The sequence below is a fragment of the Variovorax sp. FW301-JW7 genome (genome assembly GCF_058788795.1).
Genome location: NZ_JBYTBC010000003.1, coordinates 565,237 through 582,906 on the forward strand (window position 1 = coordinate 565,237; position 17,670 = coordinate 582,906).

General features: G+C 68.9%; 16 protein-coding genes and 1 tRNA gene. 9 read left to right on the plus strand and 8 right to left on the minus strand.

The window, feature by feature from the left end; translation table 11 throughout:
* The first annotated feature begins 5 nt into the window (after positions 1-5).
* From AC3WQM_RS11060 to AC3WQM_RS11070, 3 genes are all read left to right on the plus strand, one after another.
* The gene (locus AC3WQM_RS11060; RefSeq protein WP_369632624.1) at positions 6-1,073 is read left to right on the plus strand and encodes a branched-chain amino acid ABC transporter permease; all 1,068 of its coding nucleotides are present in this window, start codon (positions 6-8) and stop codon (positions 1,071-1,073) included.
* 115 nt (positions 1,074-1,188) lie between these two features.
* Positions 1,189-2,064 (plus strand): alpha/beta fold hydrolase, encoded by an 876-nt coding sequence (locus AC3WQM_RS11065; RefSeq protein ID WP_492678675.1) that lies wholly within the window; start codon positions 1,189-1,191, stop codon positions 2,062-2,064.
* A 52-nt stretch (positions 2,065-2,116) separates the two neighbouring features.
* Complete coding sequence (locus AC3WQM_RS11070) at positions 2,117-2,623, plus strand: DUF1993 domain-containing protein (protein ID WP_492678677.1); 507 nt, start codon at positions 2,117-2,119, stop codon at positions 2,621-2,623.
* Positions 2,624-2,629: 6 nt separating this feature from the next.
* Here the strand turns inward: AC3WQM_RS11070 and AC3WQM_RS11075 are convergent, their stop codons facing one another.
* Positions 2,630-3,481 (minus strand): class I SAM-dependent methyltransferase, encoded by an 852-nt coding sequence (locus AC3WQM_RS11075; RefSeq protein WP_492678679.1) that lies wholly within the window; start codon positions 3,479-3,481, stop codon positions 2,630-2,632.
* Positions 3,478-4,509: a ferrochelatase gene (hemH, locus tag AC3WQM_RS11080; RefSeq protein WP_492678681.1), complete on the minus strand. Its 1,032-nt coding sequence runs from the start codon at positions 4,507-4,509 to the stop codon at positions 3,478-3,480. The genes AC3WQM_RS11075 and hemH overlap by 4 nt, the downstream gene beginning before the upstream one ends.
* 15 nt (positions 4,510-4,524) lie before the next feature.
* Between hemH and AC3WQM_RS11085 the strand changes: the two genes are divergently transcribed.
* On the plus strand, positions 4,525-5,256 hold the full coding sequence (locus AC3WQM_RS11085; RefSeq protein ID WP_492678683.1) for an HAD family hydrolase: 732 nt from the start codon (positions 4,525-4,527) through the stop codon (positions 5,254-5,256).
* Between the two features lie 3 nt (positions 5,257-5,259).
* On the opposite strand, the gene AC3WQM_RS11090 is transcribed toward AC3WQM_RS11085, so the two are convergent.
* Positions 5,260-5,565, minus strand: a complete 306-nt coding sequence (locus tag AC3WQM_RS11090; RefSeq protein ID WP_062475864.1) for an NIPSNAP family protein — start codon at positions 5,563-5,565, stop codon at positions 5,260-5,262.
* 108 nt (positions 5,566-5,673) lie between these two features.
* Between AC3WQM_RS11090 and AC3WQM_RS11095 the strand changes: the two genes are divergently transcribed.
* Positions 5,674-6,315, plus strand: a complete 642-nt coding sequence (locus AC3WQM_RS11095) for a LysE family translocator (RefSeq protein ID WP_492678685.1) — start codon at positions 5,674-5,676, stop codon at positions 6,313-6,315.
* Between the two features lie 18 nt (positions 6,316-6,333).
* Here the strand turns inward: AC3WQM_RS11095 and AC3WQM_RS11100 are convergent, their stop codons facing one another.
* From AC3WQM_RS11100 to hpnC, 4 genes are read right to left on the minus strand one after another with little or no spacing between them, the layout of a single operon-like run.
* On the minus strand, positions 6,334-6,642 hold the full coding sequence (locus AC3WQM_RS11100; RefSeq protein ID WP_492678687.1) for a hypothetical protein: 309 nt from the start codon (positions 6,640-6,642) through the stop codon (positions 6,334-6,336).
* Positions 6,639-7,904, minus strand: a complete 1,266-nt coding sequence (hpnE, locus tag AC3WQM_RS11105) for a hydroxysqualene dehydroxylase HpnE (protein WP_492678689.1) — start codon at positions 7,902-7,904, stop codon at positions 6,639-6,641. The genes AC3WQM_RS11100 and hpnE overlap by 4 nt, the downstream gene beginning before the upstream one ends.
* Before the next feature lie 19 nt (positions 7,905-7,923).
* On the minus strand, positions 7,924-8,763 hold the full coding sequence (hpnD, locus tag AC3WQM_RS11110) for a presqualene diphosphate synthase HpnD (RefSeq protein ID WP_492678691.1): 840 nt from the start codon (positions 8,761-8,763) through the stop codon (positions 7,924-7,926).
* Complete coding sequence (hpnC, locus tag AC3WQM_RS11115; protein ID WP_492678693.1) at positions 8,760-9,620, minus strand: squalene synthase HpnC; 861 nt, start codon at positions 9,618-9,620, stop codon at positions 8,760-8,762. The genes hpnD and hpnC overlap by 4 nt, the downstream gene beginning before the upstream one ends.
* A 227-nt stretch (positions 9,621-9,847) precedes the next feature.
* Between hpnC and AC3WQM_RS11120 the strand changes: the two genes are divergently transcribed.
* From AC3WQM_RS11120 to AC3WQM_RS11135, 4 genes are all read left to right on the plus strand, one after another.
* Complete coding sequence (locus AC3WQM_RS11120; protein WP_492678877.1) at positions 9,848-11,692, plus strand: potassium transporter Kup; 1,845 nt, start codon at positions 9,848-9,850, stop codon at positions 11,690-11,692.
* 109 nt (positions 11,693-11,801) lie between these two features.
* Positions 11,802-13,004 carry an efflux RND transporter periplasmic adaptor subunit gene (locus AC3WQM_RS11125; protein ID WP_489056978.1) on the plus strand — a complete coding sequence of 401 codons (1,203 nt, stop codon included), beginning with the start codon at positions 11,802-11,804 and terminating at the stop codon, positions 13,002-13,004.
* Entirely contained in the window at positions 13,001-16,195 is a 3,195-nt protein-coding gene (locus AC3WQM_RS11130) for an efflux RND transporter permease subunit (protein ID WP_492678695.1), read from the plus strand. Before AC3WQM_RS11125 ends, AC3WQM_RS11130 begins: the two co-directional genes overlap by 4 nt.
* A 102-nt stretch (positions 16,196-16,297) precedes the next feature.
* Positions 16,298-16,384 (plus strand) — tRNA-Leu (locus AC3WQM_RS11135).
* An 85-nt stretch (positions 16,385-16,469) separates the two neighbouring features.
* Here AC3WQM_RS11135 and AC3WQM_RS11140 read toward each other — a convergent pair.
* Complete coding sequence (locus AC3WQM_RS11140) at positions 16,470-17,456, minus strand: tetratricopeptide repeat protein (protein ID WP_492678697.1); 987 nt, start codon at positions 17,454-17,456, stop codon at positions 16,470-16,472.
* Between the last annotated feature and the right edge of the window lie 214 nt (positions 17,457-17,670).

Consider the following 17,670-nt stretch of genomic DNA (forward strand, 5'->3'; position numbering starts at 1 on the left):
CCGTCATGTTCCTGAAACGACTTCTGTCCAACGACATGCCGCGCAGCCGCCTGCTGGCGCTGCTGCTGCTGGCCCTGTTCCTGGCGCTGGCCTTCGCGCCGTTCCTGTTCCCGGGCGTCAAGGCGCTCAGCGTCGCGGCCAAGATCCTGGTGTTCGTGGTGCTGGTCGCGAGCTTCGACCTGCTGCTGGGCTACACCGGCATCGTGAGCTTCGCGCACACGATGTTCTTCGGCATCGGCGCCTACGGCATCGCCATCTCGGCCTCGCGGCTCGGGCCCAACTGGGGCGCGGTGCTGGTGGGGCTGGGCGCGTCGCTCGCGATCTCGCTGGTGCTTTCGCTGGCCATCGGCCTCTTTTCGCTGCGGGTGCGCGCGATCTTCTTCGCGATGATCACGCTGGCCGTGGCCTCGGCGTTCCAGACGCTGGCCTCGCAGCTGTCGGACTTCACCGGCGGCGAAGACGGCCTGACCTTCAAGCTGCCAGAGCTGATCTCGCCGAGCTTCGAGTTCGCCGAAGAGCCGTTCCTCGGCGTCTCGCTCGACGGGCGCCTGCTGTGCTACTACCTGCTGTTCGTGGCGGCGGTGGTGCTGGTGCTGGCAATGCTGCGCATCGTGAACTCGCCCTTCGGCCGCGTGCTGCAGGCCATCCGCGAGAACGAGTTCCGCGCCGAGGCCATCGGCTACCGCGTGGTGGTGTACCGCACCACGGCCGCCGTGCTGTCGGCACTGTTCGCCACGCTGGCCGGCGCAATGCTGGCCATCTGGCTGCGCTACAACGGGCCGGACACCTCGCTGAGCTTCGAGATCATGATCGACGTGCTGCTCATCGTGGTGATCGGCGGCATGGGCACGATCTACGGCGCGGCCATCGGCGCAGTGCTGTTCGTGGTGGCGCAGAGCTACCTGCAGGACCTGCTGCGCCTGGGCAACGAGGCCGCCAGCGGCCTGCCGTGGCTCGCGGCGCTGCTGTCGCCCGACCGCTGGCTGCTGTGGCTGGGCGTGCTGTTCGTGCTCTCGGTCTACTACTTCCCCACGGGCATCGTCGGCAAGCTGAGGGCGAGGGCGGCAAGATGAAGCACACCCCCAGGCTTCGCGCACTTCGTGTCGCTACTCCAACCCCCTTGCAGGGGGCCGTGCCTACAGCCCGGCAAAGCCGGTTCTGTGGCACGTCTGAGCGAGACCTCCAATCATGAGCACCCCCACTTCGCACTACGCACAACTCGCAGGCCGTGAGATCCACTGGCTCGATTGGGGCGCCGCCAACGCTCCCGTCGTCATCGCCTGGCACGGCCTGGCGCGCACCAGCCGCGACATGGACGAGCTGGCGCAGCACTTCGCGGCGCGCGGCTTCCGCGTGATCTGTCCCGACACCCTCGGGCGCGGCCTGAGCCAGTGGAGCCCGGCACCCGACGACGAATACACGCTCGCGTTCTACGCGCGCCTGGCCAATGCGCTGTGCGACGAGTTGCGGCTGGGCCGCGTGCACTGGGTGGGCACCTCGATGGGCGGCGCGATCGGCACGGTGTGCGCGTCGGGCCTGTTCGAGCCGCGCATGAAGGCGCGCATCGCCAGCCTCACGCTCAACGACAACGCGCCGCAGCTCGCGCAGGCCGCCATCGAGCGCATCCGCGCCTACGCCGGCGACCCGCCGGCCTTCGACACCGTGGCCGAGCTGGAGGCCTTCTTCCGCACGGTCTACAAGCCCTACGGCTGGCTCAGCGACGCGCAGTGGCGCCGGCTGACCGAAAGCTCCACGCGCCGCCTAGCCGACGGCCGCGTCACGCCGCACTACGACCCTGCCATGGTCAGGCAGTTCAGCGCGCACGACAACGACTACCTGATCTGGCCGCACTACGACGTGATCGAGGCGCCGGTGCTGTGCCTGCGCGGCGCCGAGTCCGATCTGGTGCTGCCCGAGGTGATCGACGAGATGCACCGGCGCGGGCCGGGCGCGGCCGGGCGCCTGCAGGTGATCGAGGTGCAGGGCTGCGGCCATGCGCCCGCGCTCAACGTGCCGGAACAACTGGACCCGATCGAAGGGTTTATCCGTGCGGCCGGTCGTTGAAGGCACGGCCGGATCACAATCCGGCCGACTTCAACTCCAAGATCACCTCGCCATGGCCCTCTCGATGTACGACCTGTCCGTGCCGGTTTTCACCCGCGGACTCGGGCAACTCACCCACCTGCTCGACAAGGGCCTCGCGCACGCCAAGGTCCAGGGCATCGATCCGGCGACGCTGGTCGAGGCGCGGCTGGCGCCCGACATGCTCACGCTGGCCGGCCAGATCCAACGCGCGAGCGACGCCTCCAAGCTGGGCACGGCGCGCATCGCCGGCATCACGGCGCCGAGCTTTCCCGACGAGGAAAAGACCTGGGACGACCTGCTGGCGCGCATCGTGAAGACGCAGGATTTCCTGGCCGGCGTGGACCGCGCGCTCATCGACGGCCACGAAGAACGCCCCGTGACCATCAAGGCGCGCGAAGGCGAGGCGCACTTCACGGCGCAGCGCTACCTGCTGCAGTTCGCGCTGCCGAATTTCTTCTTCCACGTGACCACCGCCTACGACGTGCTGCGCCACAAGGGCGTGCCCATCGGCAAGCTGGACTACCTCGGCCGCTTCTGAGTCCGTTCAGGCGCGGCGTGCCGCCAGCGCGTACATGAGCGGAATGCGCGGCATGCCTTCGGGCGGCGCCATGCGCCGTCCGCCCAGCTCGCGCATGCCCTCGAAGGGCTTCCAGCCGTTGGTGTACGGGTACTCCTCGAAGCGCTCGATGGCCAGGCCCGCCTGCGCGAGCGCGGTCGTCACCTGGCCCACGCCCCAGGTGAACTCGAAGCTCGGGTGCGGGTTGCGAAAGCCTTGTACGCCGGGCATCGGCCGGTCGTCGGGCACGAGGCCGTCGCCCGATTCGGCCACGTAGTCGCCCACGCCTTCCTCGGGCACGGGCGCGTCGTTGAAGTAGTCGTAGTGGAACTTCCACTGCGGGTCGAACACCAGCGCGAACGGGTGGAACTCGACGATCACGAAGCGACCGCCGGGCTTGAGCAGCTGCGCCACGCCGCGCGCCCAGGCGCCGATGTCGGACAGCCAGCACAGCGTGCCGTACGAACAGAACACGAGGTCGTGGCGCTCGCCGCGTGCGGCGGCGGCCTCGAAGTAGTCGTAGACGTCCGAGCGCTCGAAGCGCGCCGCAATGCCCGACTCGGCCGAGAGCCGGGTGGCGAAGTCGATGGCCTCGTCGGAGATGTCGACGCCCGTCACGCGTGCGCCGCGGCGCGCGATGCTCAGGCTGTCCTGGCCCGCGTTGCACTGCAGGTGCAGCACCGACAGGCCGTTCACGTCACCGAGCAGGGCGCTTTCCTCGGGGAACAGCGTGGAGCCGCCCGCGCGGAAGAAGGCGGCCTGGTCGCCCTTGTGGCTGTTGTGCGCGACCGTGGCGGCGTTCCACGACTGGCGGTTGGCTTCGTGCAGGTCTTTTTTCATGGTGTCGTCGTGTCTTGTCGGGTCGGCCAGCCCGCCAGGTGGCGTTCGGCGATGCCCGTGAGCGCGGTGATCCACGCCGGGCTGTCGTTGAGGCAGGGGATGTAGCCGAAGCGCTCGCCGCCCGCGTGCAGGAAGGCTTCGCGGCCTTCCATGGCGATTTCTTCGAGCGTTTCGAGGCAGTCGGCCGGAAAGCCCGGGCACACCACGTCGACGTGCTTCACGCCGCTGGCGCCGAGTTCGCGCAGCGTCGGCTCGGTGTAGGGCTCCAGCCATTTGGCGCGGCCGAAGCGCGACTGGAAGGTCGTGCGGTACTGCGTGGGCGCCAGGCCCAGCCGCGCCGCGAGCAGGCGCGCGGTCTCGAGGCACTGCGCCTCGTAGGGATCGCCCAGCGCGATGTTGCGCGCGGGAATGCCGTGGAAGCTCATCACCAGCAGCTCGCCGCGGCCTTCGGTCTTCCAGTGCTTCTCGATGCCTTGCGCGAGCGCCTCGATGTAGGCGGGGTCGTCGTGGTACTGGTTGACGAAGCGGAACTCGGGCATGCGGCGCTGGCGGCGGCTCCAGGCGTTCACGGCGTCGATCACGCTGGCCGTGGTGGTGGCCGAGTACTGCGGGTAGGCCTGCAGCACCAGCACGCGCGTGGCGCCCTCGGCCAGCAGCGCATCGAGCCGCGAGGCGATCGACGGGTTGGCGTAGCGCATCGCGTCGCGCACCGTCACGCGGTGGCCGCGTTCGCCGAGCCAGCCGGCCAGCAGGGTGGCCTGCTTCTGCGTCCAGACCTTGAGCGGCGAGCCCTCGGGCAGCCAGATGCTGGCGTACTTCGCGGCCGACTTCGCGGGCCGCGTGCGCAGGATGATGCCGTGCAGGATCAGCGCCCACAGTGCTCTGGGAATCTCGACCACGCGCGGGTCGCCCAGGAAGTCGGCGAGGTAGGGGCGCACCGCGGCGGCGGTGGGGGCATCGGGCGAACCCAGGTTGCACCAGAGCACGGCGGTGCGTTCGTTCTTGCGGTCATCGGAGGCGAGAGGCATGCGATATTCTCGGGCATGACTTCCGCTTCCCCGGCGCCCGGCGGCGCCACGCCACTCGACATCTCGCGCATCTCGGCGATCACGCTCGACCTGGACGACACCCTGTGGCCAATCTGGCCGACCATCGAGCGTGCCGAGCGCGTGCTGCACGAATGGCTGCTGCGCGAGGCGCCCAAGACGGCCTCGCTGCTGCTCACGCCGGGCGTGCTGCGCGAGCTGCGCGAAGCCACCGCCAAGGAGCGCTCCGACCTCGCGCACGACCTGAGCGCGCTGCGCCGCGAGTCGATCCGCACGGCGCTCGTGCGCGCGGGCGAAGACCCGGCGCTGGCCGACCCGGCCTTCGACGCTTTCTTCGAAGAGCGCCAGCGCGTCACGCTGTACGACGACGCACTGCCGGCGCTCAAATGGCTCAGCGAGCGCTACCCGCTGGTGGCGCTGTCGAACGGCAACGCCGATGTCCACAAGACCGGCGTCGGCCGGTGGTTCCGCACCGCCTTCAATGCGCGCGCCTTCGGCAGCGGCAAGCCGCACGCGCCGATCTTCCGCGCCGCGGCGGCCTCGGTCGGCCTGCTGCCCAAGGACGTGCTGCACGTGGGCGACGACGCCGCGCTCGACGTGGTGGGCGCGCTCAACGCCGGCATGCAGGCCGCGTGGCTGGTGCGCGACGAGCGCCCGTGGGAGCACGGCGCGCGTCCGCAGCTGATCGTGCCCAACCTGCACGCGCTCTGCGTTGCGCTGGGCGCCTGAAGGTCAGCGGAACACGGGTCGGAAGAAGCTGCGTTCGTAGCTGACGATGCAGCGCGTCTCTTCGGCGTAGCGGAAGGCGGCCTGGCAGTCGGCGTCCTGCATGGAATCGGCCCGGTAGGTTTCGTACGCGGCCAGGCTGGGGAAGCTGAACATCGCCAGCGCCACGTTGTTCGCGCCTTCGGACGGCAGGAAGTAGCCGTGGTGCTGGCCGCCGAACTTCTCGACCAGCGGAATCCAGAGCTTGCCGTAGTGCTCGAATTCCTTGAGCTTGAAGGGATCGACGATGTAGCGCAGGTAGCAGGTGATCATGGGTGAGGAGCGTTAGGGGACTATCGGCGCGGCCCGAGCGGCGCGCGGCTGCCCGGACTATAGTTTTGCGACGGCCTCCTTTCACTGCTTTCGCGCGAATTTCCTCCCATGCATCTTTCCACCTGGCTCCTCTTTTGCGGCGTGACCCTGCTCGTCGTCTTCACGCCCGGTCCGGCCGTGCTGCTCGCGGTCTCCAACGCCATCACCGTCGGCCCGCGCCGCGCGATGATCAGTTCACTGGGCAACGCCTGCGGGCTCTTCCTGGTCTCGGCCGCCGCGATGGGCGGGCTGGGCGTGGTGCTCAACACCTCGGCCACGGCCTTCATGGTGCTGAAGGTGGCGGGCGCGGGCTACCTCGTGTACCTGGGCATCCGGCAGTGGCGCAGCCGCACGAGCGTGTTCGCCGAGCTGCAGCCTTCGGCCGCGCCGGCGCCTTCGCGTTCCGCGCGCCGGCTGTTCGGGCACGGCGTGACGGTGGCGCTGACGAATCCCAAGGGCATCCTGTTCTTCTCGGCGCTGTTCCCGCAGTTCCTCACGCACGACGCGCCGATCCTCACGCAGTTCGCCGTGCTCACCACGACCTTTGCGGCCGGCTCGGTGCTGGCGCCTGGCTCGTACGTGCTGCTGGCGCGCCTGCTGAAGAAGCAGTTCGCGAACCCCAAGCGTGCGCAGCTGTTCAACCGCGTGTCGGGCGGCGCCTTCGTGCTGCTGGGGTTGAGCCTGCTGCGCCTGCGCAACAAGACGGCCTGAGAAGGCCGCCGACTTTCTTCAGTCGAGCCCGAAGCGCTCGCGCAGCGCCGCGCAGAAATCGGCGGTGCCGCTGAGCGAGAGCGTGAGGGTGTCCAGGCGCGGGTTGTCTTCCCGCGTGCGCTGCACGTCGCAATCCCACATCGCACCGTCGTCGAGCGCGCCGCGCATGCCCGGGAAGCTGGCCTCGGCCCAGGCCAGCACCAGCGCGATCTCGGCTTCCACCTCGGGCGTGCGCTCGGGCGGGGTCGAGGCCATGGCGTCGAAGGTGCCGTGGTCTTCGGTGTCTTCGCTGTAGTCGAAATCGAGGTAACGCAGGGTCGTGGTCATGGGGTGGCAAGCGCGCGTGCGACGGCCAGTCCGTTGAGGACCGCGCCTTCGAGCGTGGCGGGATAAGGGCCGTCGGTGTAGTCGCCGCAGGCCAGCAGCCCCGGCGCGATGGCGGCCGGCGGGCGGGCCAGGCCGGGCGTGCAGGCGAAGGTGGCGCGCTTCTCGACGACGGTCTGGATCGGCGTGAGCCCCGGTTGCCCGAGCTGCGCGCCGGCTTGGATGAGCACCTGTTTCTCGAGCGTCTCGCGCGGCGTTTCGTTGGCGCTCACGACGAAGGCGAGCACGCCTTCTGGTCCACCGAGCTGGCCGCGATCGAACACGAACTGGGCCGGTGCGCTGCCTGGCTGGCTGCGCAGCGCGAGCATCGGTTCGGCCAACGGCGCAGCGCCGCGCACGTAGACCGTGGCGATCGCCTCGAAGCGCAGCGATTCGGTGACGTTGCACCAGCGCGAAGCGGCCGGCAGACCTGTGGCGCGGGCGAGCCGTGCGGCGTCCCAGGGCGCACCGGCGAGCACAGCCTGGTCGAAGACCTCGTCGTCGACGCGCCACTGGTCGCCTTCAGGTGCGATGGTGCGCACGCGGTGCCCGATGCGCGTGGTGGCGCCATGCCGGGCGAGCCACGCCAGCGCGGCGTCGGGCAGTAGCGCGCCAAGGTCGACACGCGGCAGCAGCAGGTCGGCACTGCCGCGTCCACTGAACAGCGCGTCGTGCAGCACGCGCAGGAATACCTGGCCGCTGGATTGCGACACGGGCGTGTTCAGCGCCGAGACGCACAGCGGCTCGATGAGTTCGTGCATCACGCGCGGCGTGAGGCCGGCGCACAGCGTGGCAACGCTGGTACCGGGCGCGCAGCGAAAGCCCGCGAGGCGCCAGCGCACGGCGGTGGCCAGCAGTGCGGCCTTGTCGCGCCAACTCCAGCCGCGCGCGGTGAAGATGCCGATCAGCAGGTCGAGCGGCGGCGGCCGGCCCGCGGGCAGCTGCAGCCCGCCGCCGTCGGCAAAGCGCAGCGACAGCGGCAGGCGCTGCAGGGCGGTGTCGACATCCACGCCCACGTCGCGCATGAGCGCCAGCGTGGCGGTGTAGGCGCCGATCAGGATGTGCTGGCCGTTGTCGAGCGCCATGCCGTGCATGTGATCGACCCGCCGCGCGCGCCCGCCGGCCATCGGCGCGGCTTCGAAGAGGGTGACGGCGTGGCCGAGGCGCGTGGCCTCGACGGCGCAGGCGAGGCCGGCCCAGCCGGCGCCGATGACGGCGAGCCTCATGGGCACGAAGGGTGGGGCGTCATATCCGGCCTAGGGCCTGGACTTTCCATGCCAGCCACAGCTTGCGCACGGGGGTGAGGCTGACGCGCTGGTTCAGCACCTGGAAGTCGTCGCGCTCGATCTCGCGCAGCAGCGTGCGGTAGATGCTGGCCATCATCAGGCCGGGCTTCTGCGTGCGGCGGTCGGCCAGCGGCAGCAGGGCCAGCGCCTCGTCGTAGGCGGCGTGGGCGCGCTGGGCCTGGAACTTCATGAGCGCCACAAAACGGTCGGAGTGCACGCGGTTCAGGATCTCGTGCGCCTTCACGTCGAACTGCTGCAGCTCATTGACCGGCAGGTAGATGCGACCGCGCAGCGCGTCTTCGCCGACGTCGCGCAGGATGTTGGTCAGCTGCAGCGCAAGGCCGAGCTTGTGGGCGTAGGCGGTGGTCTGCGGATCGGTCTGGCCGAAGATGCGCGCGGCGACTTCGCCGACCACGCCGGCCACCAGGTGGCAGTAGCGCGCGAGGCCGGGAAAGTCGAGGTAGCGGGTCTGGTCCAGGTCCATCTGGCAGCCGTCGATCACCTCGTGGAGCTGGCGCGCCTCGATGCCGTAGGCCGCGGCATGCGGCATGAGCGCCTGCATGACCGGGTGGCGCGGCGTGCCGGCAAAGGCCTGGGCGACCTCGGTGCGCCACCAGGCGAGCTTGGTGGCGGCCACGCCGGGGTCGGAGACCTCGTCGACCACATCGTCGACCTCGCGGCAGAAGGCATAAAAAGCCGTGATCGCGGCGCGCCGCGGCTTGGGCAGGAACAGGAAGGCGTAATAGAAACTGCTGCCCGAAGCGGCGGCCTTGTCTTGCACGTATTGCTCGGGATTCATCGGGGAGGCGCTGCTTTCATGGGGCGTGATTGTCTCCGCATCCGCCATGCCTTCCAGAGCAGCACGGGCGCGTCGGCCTTGCCGACGGTGGGACGCTGCGAGAAGGTGTCGAAGCCCAGGTCCTCGATCTTGTCGAGGATGCGCAGGCCGCCCTGCACGACCAGGCGCAGCTCCCAGCCCACGCGGCCCGGCAGGCGGTGCACGAGCGGGGCGCCTTCGGTCATGAGCTCGCGCGCCCAGAAGGCCACCACTGCTATCAGATTGATAGCTTCCTGCGGCGGCGGTGCCGGCGACAGCGGTTCGAAGACCTTGAAATGCTCCGACGTCAGGCCGCGCCGCGCGCAGTCGGTGCGCGGAAAGTAGAAGCGCCCGCGCGGCAGGTCGACGCTCGGGTCCTGCCAGAAATTGATGAGCTGCAGCGCGCTGCAGATGGCGTCGCTCTGGGCCAGCGCCTGCGCATCGGTCACGCCGTACAGGTGCAGCAGCAGCCGGCCGACCGGGTTGGCGGAGCGGCGGCAGTAGTCGAGCAGCTCGGCGCGGTCGGCGTAGGTGCCGCGGTCGCGGGTCTTCTCGATGTCCTGCATGAAGGCGCTGAGCAGGTCGGCGAGCAGGTCTTCGGGCAGGCGGTACTCGGTGATGGCCCAGGCCAGCGGGCCGAACACGTGGGGCCAGCGCGAGTCGGGCAGCGCTTCGCCGCGTGCGGCGGCGGCCAGTTCCTCGCGGTAGGCGCGCAGCTCGGCCAGGCGCGCATCGGGCGAGGCGTCGCCCTCGTCGGCGATGTCGTCGGCGGTGCGCGCGAAGTGGTAGATCGCGGCGATGGGCGGACGCAGGTGCGGCGGGCACAGCCAGGAGGCCACGGGAAAGTTTTCGTAATGGGCCGGCGCGGCGGCGTGACGAGGATTGGCAGGAGGAGTGGCGGACACGCCACGATTGTCGGCGACGTCATGTCCGGGCACTATGCTCGTGGCGTCGCCACTTTCCATCTCTCTTTCTTTCGCCCATGACGATGAAAGCAACTGCCGCGGCTTCCGGGACCTCGCTTCCCGCTTCGGGCGACACGGCACACGCGGCCGGGCCCGGTTTGATGATCGCGGCGCTGGGCGTCGTCTTCGGCGACATCGGCACCTCGCCGCTGTACGCCTTCAAGGAGACGATGAACCCCGAGCACGGCGTGCCGTTCTCGCCCGACGCAGTGCTGGGCCTGCTGTCGCTGATCTTCTGGGGCCTGATGTTCGTGGTGACGCTCAAGTACGTGGTGTTCGTGCTGCGCGCCGACCACGACGGCGAGGGCGGCATCCTGGCGCTGCAGGCGCTGGCGCGCAACGCGGTCTCGGGGCCGAAGACCAAACCCTGGGTGTGGCGCGGGATCGGGCTTTTGGGCCTGGTGGGCGCGGCCATGTTCTACGGCGACAGCCTGATCACGCCGGCGATCTCGGTGCTGTCGGCGGTCGAGGGCCTGGAGGTGCAGGCGCCGGTGCTGCAGCGCGCGGTGATCCCGATCACGCTGGCGATCCTCGTCGGACTGTTCATGGTGCAGAAGAAAGGCACCGGCGTGGTCGGCAAGATCTTCGGGCCGGTGATGCTGCTGTGGTTCCTGGTGCTGGGCGTGGCGGGGCTGTGGCAGGTGCTGCAGCAGCCGCAGGTGCTGGCGGCGCTCGACCCGCGCCGGGCGGTGAGCTTCCTGGTCGTGCACCGGGCGCAGTCGCTGGCCGTGCTGGGCGCGGTGTTCCTGGCGTTTACGGGCGGCGAGGCGCTGTATGCCGATATGGGGCACTTCGGCGCCAAGCCGATCCGGTTGGCGTGGATCTTCATTGCGCTGCCGGGGCTGGTGCTCAACTATTTCGGGCAGGGCGCGCTGGTGCTGGCGAACCCGGCGGCCATCGACAACCCGTTCTTCCGGCTCTTTCCGTCATGGGGCGTGCTGCCGATGGTGGTGCTGGCCGCCATGGCCACGGTGATCGCGTCGCAGGCGGTGATCTCGGGCGCCTTCTCGCTCACCGCGCAGGCGATGCGCATGGGCTACCTGCCGCGCATGCGCGTGGTGCAGACCTCGGGCACGGCCATCGGGCAGATCTACGTGCCCGCGGTCAACTGGCTGCTGATGGTCGGGGTGCTGCTGCTGGTGCTGGGCTTCCGCAGCTCGGGCGCGCTGTCGGCGGCGTATGGCATCGCGGTGTCGATCACGATGGTGACGACCACGCTCCTGGCCGGCATCGTGGCCTGGGGCCTGTGGCGCTGGAACAAGGTGGCGGTGGTGGTCGGCGTGCTGGCCTTCGCGGCGGTCGACCTGACCTTCGTGGTGTCCAACAGCCTGAAGGTGGGCGAGGGCGGCTGGCTCACGCTGGCGGTGGCGGCCGGGGTGATGGTGCTGTTCACCACCTGGGCCAAGGGCCGGCGCCTGGGCCTGGAAGCGGCCGAGGCCGACAGCCTGCCGCTGCGGCCTTTCGTCGAGTCGCTGGCGCTGAACATGCCGCACCGGGTGAGCGGCACGGCCGTGTTCCTGAACCCCGACGCCACGGCGGTGCCGCATGCGCTGCTGCACAACCTCAAGCACAACCAGGTGCTGCACGAGCAGGTGATCGTGCTGCGCGTGCTCTCGTGCGACACGCCGCGCGTGGACGCGCGCCTGCGCATCGAGGCAGAGCAGTTGATGGACGGCATCTGGGTGGTCACCGCGCGGCACGGCTTCATGGAGCGGCCCGACGTGCCCGAGTTCATCCGCATCCTGGCCTACCAGAAGACCCTGGCCATCGACTCGATGAAGACCTCGTACTTTGTCTCCCGCGCCTCGGTGGGCGAGGAGAACCTGCCGGGCATGAACCCGGTGCGACGGGTGCTGTTCGGCTGGCTGCAGCGCAACGCGGGCCGGGCATCCGATTACTTCGAGCTCCCCGACAACCGGCTGGTAGAGATGGGGCAGAGAACTTAGCGCAAACAGGGTCAACTGACCGGCGGGTCATTGACACTGTTTAACGTTTACCCTAGATTACTAACCGGTGGGTCATTAATGACCCGGTTCCTCTCTTCTTGGGTGTCTCATGACCGCCTCCGCCGCCTCACTCCGTGCCCGCAGCGCCGCCTGGCTGCTGCTTCCTGCCATCTTTCTGGCCGGCTGTTCGCCGAAACCACCTGCCCAGGAGCCTGTGAGGGCGGTCAAGTTCGTGACCGTCGGCACCAGCGACTACGACGCCCAGCCCGAGTTCTCGGCCGAGGTGCGGGCCCGGGTCGAATCGCGCCTGGGCTTCCGGGTGGCGGGCAAGATCACCAAACGCCAGGCCGAACTCGGCCAGCACGTGCAGGCCGGCCAGGTGCTGGCGCAGCTCGATCCACAGGACTACCGCCTGGCCGCCGAGGCCGCCCGCGCCCAGCAGGCCGCCGCGCAGACCAACCGCGACCTCGCAGCCGCCGACCTGAAGCGCTACACCGAGCTGCGCTCGCAGAACTTCATCAGCGGCGCCGAACTGGAGCGCCGCGAAACCACCTGGAAGGCCGCGCAGGCGCAGCTCGAACAGGCGCAGGCGCAACTGGCCTCGCAAGGCAACCAGGCCAGCTACACGACGCTGGTGGCCGACGTGGCGGGCATCATCACCGCCATCGAGGCCGAGCCGGGGCAGGTGGTGCAGGCCGGCACGCCGGTCGTGCGCATCGCCCAGGACGGTGCGCGCGACGTGGTGTTCGCGGTGCCTGAAGACCGCGCCGCGCTGATCAAGCCTGGCTCGCCGGTCGCGGTGCGCGGCTGGTCCGGTGGCGAGGTGCTGCAGGGCAAGGTGCGCGAGGTGGCCGCCAGTGCCGATGCGGTCACGCGCACCTACTCGGTCAAGGTGTCGATCGACGCCGCGACTTCGCCGGCGCTCGGCGCCACGGTCTACGCCAGGCCGCAGGCCCTGGCGCGCACCGACGTTGCGGTGATCAAGCTGCCGACCAGCGCGCTGCGCCAGGAAGGCAAGGGCTCGGCGGTCTGGGTGCTCGACAAGGACAGCATGACCGTGCGCTCGCAGCCGGTGCAGGTGGTCACGGCCGACGGCAATGAAGCGGTGATCGGTTCGGGCCTGGCGCCCGGCATGATGGTCGTGGCCGCGGGCGTGCACGTGCTGTCGCCGGGGCAGAAGGTCACCATCTACCAGTCGAAGGAGGCCATGGCGGCCGCCGCCAATGGCCAGCAACAGGCGCAGGCGAAGCAGCAGGCCGTCGAGGCCGTGGCTGCGACGAAGAAGGAGATCGCAACGGGTGCCGCCAAATGACGGAAGGCCCTGCAACCCCTGAGACTCCCTCGACGCCTGGACACAAACCCGCCGGCTTCAATCTTTCCAAATGGGCGCTGGACCACGCGCCCCTCACGCGCTACCTGATGGTGGTGCTGATGGTGCTGGGCGCGTTTGCGTACTTCCAGCTCGGCCAGGACGAAGACCCGCCGTTCACCTTCCGTGCGATGGTGGTGCGCACCTACTGGCCCGGCGCGACCGCGCAGCAGGTGGCCGAGCAGGTCACCGACAAGCTCGAGCGCACGCTGCAGGAAGCGCCGTACGCCGACAAGATCCGCAGCTATTCGAAGCCGGGCGAGTCGCAGATCATTTTCCAGATCAAGGATTCGTCGAAGGCCGCCGAGGTGGCCAACGTCTGGTACACGGTGCGCAAGAAGATCGGCGACATGCGCGGGACCTTGCCCGCGGGTGTGCAGGGGCCGTTCTTCAATGACGACTTCGGCGACGTCTACGGCGTGATCTACGCGCTGGAAAGCGAAGGCTTCAGCTACGCCGAGCTCAAGACGCTGGCCGACGACGTGCGCCAGCAGCTGCTGCGCGTGAAGGACGTGGCCAAGGTCGACCAGTTCGGCGTGCAGGACGAAAAAGTCTTCATCGAGATCTCGCAGAAGCGCCTGGCCCAGCTGGGGCTCGACTTCAACGCCGTGCTGGCGCAGCTCGGCTCGCAGAACGCGGTCGAAAGCGCCGGCACGATCCAGTCGCCGCTGGACGTGGTGCAAGTGCGCGTGGGCGGCCAGTTCACCAGCGTCGAACAGCTGCGCGAGATGCCGATCCGCGGCAGCTCGGGCAACCAGATCAAGCTCGGCGACATCGCCGAGATCCGCCGCGGGTACGTCGATCCGCCGGCCGTCAAGGTGCACCACCAGGGCAAGGAAGTGATCGCGCTCGGTGTGTCGATGGCCAAGGGCGGCGACATCATTGCGCTGGGCAAGGCGCTCAAGGCCACGACCGCCACCATCGACCAGCGCCTGCCGGCCGGCGTGAAGCTGGCGCAGGTGCAGGACCAGCCGGTGTCGGTGGCCAGCTCGGTCAACGAATTCGTCGGCGTGCTCATCGAGGCCGTGGCCATCGTGCTGGCCGTGAGCATCATCGCGCTCGGCCTGCACAAGGGTGGGCGCTTCGGCTGGTACATCGACATGCGCCCGGGGCTGGTGGTGGCCATCACCATTCCGCTGGTGCTGGCCGTGACCTTCCTGGCCATGAACTACTTCGGCATCGGGCTGCACAAGATATCGCTGGGGTCGCTGATCATCGCGCTGGGCCTCCTGGTGGACGACGCGATCATTGCCGTGGAGATGATGGTGCGGAAGATGGAAGAGGGCTACGACAAGGTCCGCGCCGCCACCTTCGCCTACGACGTCACGGCCAAGCCGATGCTGACGGGCACGCTCATCACGGCGGCGGGCTTTTTGCCCATCGGCATCGCCAAGTCGGTGACGGGCGAATACACCTTCGCGATCTTCGCGGTGACGGTGATTGCGCTGGTGCTGTCGTGGATCGTGTCGGTGTACTTCGTGCCGTACCTGGGCACGCTGCTGCTCAAGGTGAAGCCGCACGACCCCGATGCGCCGCCGCACGAGCTGTTCGACACGCCGTTCTACAACGGCTTCCGTCGCGCGGTGAACTGGTGCGTGCAGCACCGCTGGCTGACCATCGGCGCCACCGTGCTGATCTTCGCGCTGGGCATCGTCGGCATGGGCAAGGTGCAGCAGCAGTTTTTCCCGGATTCGAGCCGGCCCGAGATCATGGTGGACATCTGGTTCCCCGAAGGCACCTCGTTCGCCGCGAACGAAGAGGTGGCCAAGCGCGTCGAGCAGCGCGTGATGAAGGAGGAGGGCGTGAAGACCGTCAGCACCTGGATCGGCTCCGGCGTGCCGCGCTTCTACCTGCCGCTGGACCAGGTGTTCCCGCAGACCAACGTGTCGCAGCTCATCGTGCTGGCCAAGGACCTGAAGGTGCGCGAAACGCTGCGCCTGCGGCTGCCCGCCTTGCTGGCCGAGGAATTCCCCGAGGTGCGCGGCCGCGTCAAGCTGCTGCCCAACGGCCCGCCGGTGCCGTACCCGGTGCAGTTCCGCGTGATCGGCACCGAGCCCGCCCAGCTGCGCGCCCGCGCCGACGAGGTGAAGGCCGTGCTGCGCGAGAGCACCAACATGCGCGGCGTGAACGACAACTGGAACGAGTCGGTCAAGGTGATCCGCCTCGAAATCGACCAGGCCAAGGCGCGCGCGCTCGGCGTGACGAGCCAGGCCATCGCCCAGGCCTCGCGCACCATGTTCAGCGGCACCACGGTCGGCCAGTACCGCGAGAACGACCTGCTGATCGACATCGTGCTGCGCCAGTCGGCCGACGAGCGCGAGGCCATCTCGGACATCGGCAACGCCTACATCCCGACGACCACGGGCCGTTCGATCCCGCTCACGCAGATCGCCCGTCCGGTGTTCACCTGGGAGCCCGGCGTGATGTGGCGCGAGAACCGCGACTACGCCATCACCGTGCAGGGCGACGTGGTGGAAGGCCTGCAGGGTGCCACTGTGACCGAGCAACTGCTGCCGAAACTGCGCGAGCTCGAAGCCGGCTGGCACGCGGCCGGGCAGGGCGGCTACCGCATCGAGGTGGCCGGTGCCGTGGAGGAAAGCTCCAAGGGCTCGGCCTCCATCGTGGCGGGCGTGCCGATCATGCTGTTCCTGGTGTTCACGCTGCTGATGCTGCAGCTGCACAGCTTCAGCCGCTCGCTGCTGGTGTTCATCACCGGCCCCATGGGCATCGCCGGCGTGGCCGCCGCGCTGCTGCTGCTGAACCGGCCCTTCGGTTTCGTCGCGCTGCTCGGCGTGATCGCGCTGATGGGCATGATCCAGCGCAACGCCGTGATCCTGATCGACCAGATCGAGAGCGACCGCGCGGCCGGCGTGCCGGCCTGGGACGCGATCGTCGAGTCGGCCGTGCGGCGCCTGCGCCCCATCGTGCTGACCGCCGCGGCGGCGGTGCTGGCGATGATTCCGCTGTCGCGCAGCGTGTTCTGGGGACCGATGGCCGTGGCCATCATGGGTGGGCTGATCGTGGCCACCGTGCTGACGCTGCTGGCGCTGCCGGCGATGTACGCCGCGGCCTTCCGCATCAAGCGGGAGCCGACGGAGTCGGAGGCGCCGAAAGGCACCCCCATTCATGTTTAAAATCGAAAGCTGACCGATTTCAAGCGGATGGTCTTTGGCCCGAGGGATTCCCGAGGTGCCGGAAGGCCGTCCGCTTTTGCATTCACCTGAAAGATTGGCATCGCGCGGGTGGCGAAATTGGTAGACGCACCAGGTTTAGGTCCTGACGTTCGCAAGAACGTGCCGGTTCGAGTCCGGCCCCGCGCACCAGCCCTGCTATGTAGCCCGTTCTATCGAGCAGTGACGAAGCCCCGTTTCGCAAGGAACGGGGCTTTTTCTTTGGCCGTCGTTCGTTTCACCAGTCGCTGCTGCTGCTACTGCTGCTGTCGCTGCTTGAACTGTCCGAGCTGCTGCTGCTTGAGTCGTCCCACGAGCTCGTGTCCTTGATGCCGAAGTTGTCGTCGACGAAGCTGCGGTCGGGCTCGGAGGCGGAAGAAGGCCAGAGGCTGCGGCCGATGTCGGCGTTGTGGCTGCGGCTGCCGTGGTGGTGGTTGAAGATGTTGATCGTGCCGCCGCGGTGGTCGTCCGACCGGTCGCGCAGCAGGTGGTGCAGCAGTTCGCCCGCGACCGCCGCGCCGACGCCGACTGCGGCGCCGGTCGCCAGCGCGCTGCCGATGCCCAAGTCCTGGCTGGGCGGCGGCGCGGGCGGAAATCCTCCGTCGCTGTTCGCTGCGGCGTAGCCCATCGACGAGTCGCTCGTGGGCCGGGAGAACCGGGGCGCCGGCGCGGCGGCTGGCACGGGGAAGCTGGCGGCGCGCGAACGCCGCTGGAAGAAGACGTAGGCCGCAACGATCAGCGCGACGACGCCGATGGGACTCCAGGGGATCGACCCGGTGGGCGCAAAGGAGTCGACCGGCGCAGGCGACATGGCGGGCGCCGGCGCGCTGACCGGGCTCGGCGTGGGCAACGGGTCAGGCTTGATCTCCACCGGCCTTTCGAGCTTGCGTTCGAGCTTGGCGACCGACTCGGCTTTTGCGAACGACAGCCCCGGCGAGATGTCCTTGGCCCGGTCCAGCGCCTCGCGCGCGTCGTCGAGTTGGTTCTCCATGGCGAGGAGTTCCGCGTGGACGTAGTGGGCCTTCGCGCTGTTGGGGTGGCTCTTGAGCACCTTGGCGATCATCGCGTTGGCTTCCGCCATCCGGCCGTTGCTCGCAGCCTGGTGAATCTGCTGGATCGTCGGCTCCTTCGCTGCTGGTGCGGCCGTCTTGGCCTGCGAAGGCGAGGCAGTGCCGAACGCAAGAACCAGTGTGAAGGCGAGGGCGGCGAACAGTCGCTGAAGCATGGAAAGGTCCCTGTGGGCGGTGGCGAATCGCCCGCCACTGTAAAGGGGAATTCGTCCCCGGGGCCAGGGGCAGGGCGCAATCCGCGCGCACGGGCGTTCGCATCGGCGAGAGCGGGTGTTTTCCGCCGATTAGAATCGCGGGTTGCCCAGTTTTGCAGGCGGCACGTGTGTGCCTCCGCATAAATCCCGCGAGCGCGTGTAAGTCCTTGATCTG

What these genes read in the sequence shown, in the direction of transcription:
- AC3WQM_RS11060 (WP_369632624.1), top strand. Translation starts at nt 6, where the DNA reads ATGTTCCTGAAACGACTTCTGTCCAACGACATGCCGCGCAGCCGCCTG.
- AC3WQM_RS11065 (WP_492678675.1), top strand. Translation starts at nt 1,189, where the DNA reads ATGAGCACCCCCACTTCGCACTACGCACAACTCGCAGGCCGTGAGATC.
- AC3WQM_RS11070 (WP_492678677.1), top strand. Translation starts at nt 2,117, where the DNA reads ATGGCCCTCTCGATGTACGACCTGTCCGTGCCGGTTTTCACCCGCGGA.
- AC3WQM_RS11075 (WP_492678679.1), bottom strand. Translation starts at nt 3,481, where the DNA reads ATGAAAAAAGACCTGCACGAAGCCAACCGCCAGTCGTGGAACGCCGCC.
- hemH (WP_492678681.1), bottom strand. Translation starts at nt 4,509, where the DNA reads ATGCCTCTCGCCTCCGATGACCGCAAGAACGAACGCACCGCCGTGCTC.
- AC3WQM_RS11085 (WP_492678683.1), top strand. Translation starts at nt 4,525, where the DNA reads ATGACTTCCGCTTCCCCGGCGCCCGGCGGCGCCACGCCACTCGACATC.
- AC3WQM_RS11090 (WP_062475864.1), bottom strand. Translation starts at nt 5,565, where the DNA reads ATGATCACCTGCTACCTGCGCTACATCGTCGATCCCTTCAAGCTCAAG.
- AC3WQM_RS11095 (WP_492678685.1), top strand. Translation starts at nt 5,674, where the DNA reads ATGCATCTTTCCACCTGGCTCCTCTTTTGCGGCGTGACCCTGCTCGTC.
- AC3WQM_RS11100 (WP_492678687.1), bottom strand. Translation starts at nt 6,642, where the DNA reads ATGACCACGACCCTGCGTTACCTCGATTTCGACTACAGCGAAGACACC.
- hpnE (WP_492678689.1), bottom strand. Translation starts at nt 7,904, where the DNA reads ATGAGGCTCGCCGTCATCGGCGCCGGCTGGGCCGGCCTCGCCTGCGCC.
- hpnD (WP_492678691.1), bottom strand. Translation starts at nt 8,763, where the DNA reads ATGAATCCCGAGCAATACGTGCAAGACAAGGCCGCCGCTTCGGGCAGC.
- AC3WQM_RS11120 (WP_492678877.1), top strand. Translation starts at nt 9,848, where the DNA reads ATGATCGCGGCGCTGGGCGTCGTCTTCGGCGACATCGGCACCTCGCCG.
- AC3WQM_RS11125 (WP_489056978.1), top strand. Translation starts at nt 11,802, where the DNA reads ATGACCGCCTCCGCCGCCTCACTCCGTGCCCGCAGCGCCGCCTGGCTG.
- AC3WQM_RS11130 (WP_492678695.1), top strand. Translation starts at nt 13,001, where the DNA reads ATGACGGAAGGCCCTGCAACCCCTGAGACTCCCTCGACGCCTGGACAC.
- AC3WQM_RS11140 (WP_492678697.1), bottom strand. Translation starts at nt 17,456, where the DNA reads ATGCTTCAGCGACTGTTCGCCGCCCTCGCCTTCACACTGGTTCTTGCG.